Source organism: Natronococcus sp. A-GB7, from assembly GCF_029688865.1.
Classification (GTDB): Archaea; Halobacteriota; Halobacteria; order Halobacteriales; family Natrialbaceae; genus Natronococcus.
Genome location: NZ_JARUKV010000077.1, coordinates 1 through 1,132 on the forward strand (window position 1 = coordinate 1; position 1,132 = coordinate 1,132).

The window sequence follows — 1,132 nt, forward strand, 5'->3', positions numbered from 1 at the left end:
CTCTGTTGTTGCTCAACGTCTTCAAGCCGAGACTCCAGCTGCTCGATCGTTTTAGCTTGCTTTTGGAGCATGCACCACATTTGCTCGCGGCTCGGGATTTCTGTAGTGCTGTCTTTAGTCTCACTGTCTGTGAGACCATCCTGAATACTCTCATCAAAGCCGAGAGTGGTCGCGACGTCCTGTTCATCGGGGGCTTCGGCGTCAATTTCGTTTGGATTTTTTCCAATCGTCATCGTATCGTAGTCTCTGGGTGCAATTAGTCGGCTCTCGATACCGGGGGTAGAGTAGCCTCTCGGCAGCCGACAGAATCTCGAGAGTGAGATAGCAGCCGCTGATCGAGAGGCGAACTTTTAAGCCGATCTGGGTCGCAGAATTAGGTGTCCAAACCTAGGGGGCGAATCAACGCCCCCTTTTCCTGCGACCCACACCGGTTAGCGGTGGGTGTGTTTCTCTTATCTTATTGGTTACTCGTTGTTTGTGACCTCACTTAAATTTGGTAGTCCTGTCTGACGGTGGTTTTCGTTCTGTGGTGAATTGCCCGAGGAGGAGCATTTAGGACAGATCTTTTCGTCGTTGCACCCGCTATCGTTGAGTAATGACGTTTCAGTCGACCTGGAGTAATCTGCTCGAGGAGTGTGAGGCGTTGGGAGATGAGGCGACACTGGTGATGCCATTATCGGATGAGCCGTTTCAGATCACAGATGTTCAGGAGCACCGAATCGTCATCGAACTCCCTGACTCGGACGAGAAGCGGCCACTCCAGCGTGACCAGTTCGAGACGCTTGCACGCCGAATAAGCGATGCAGCTGACTCATTTGACCTCGAGCGATTACCTCCTGACGCCGATCCCTACCCTGCGGTCTTGAGTCTTCATCCCCGATTCGAGATTGATGAGCGGGAGGGACTGATTCGTGAGAGTGAGCAACCGGGCCCATCTCAGCTCGTTCGGGCTCCGGAAACGGAGACAGTGACTGAGCGGACAGAACCTGACCTTGCGGTCTACGCTGACGCACTGCTCCTTACCGACGCCCTCGAACGCCACGACGTCTCCGATCTCACTGGCCAGGAGACATCCACACTGGTGAATCTCTATACGCTGTTGTCCGACGTCCAGCGCAATGCTGATGATCTC

General features: G+C 54.0%; 2 pseudogenes. One reads left to right on the top strand and one right to left on the bottom strand.

Annotated features, from left to right (window positions below):
- Positions 1-233, bottom strand: a pseudogene (locus tag QA609_RS24645) (hypothetical protein); the annotation flags it as partial.
- A 362-nt stretch (positions 234-595) separates the two neighbouring features.
- Between QA609_RS24645 and QA609_RS24650 the strand changes: the two are divergent.
- A pseudogene (locus QA609_RS24650) lies at positions 596-1,132 on the top strand (hypothetical protein); the annotation flags it as partial.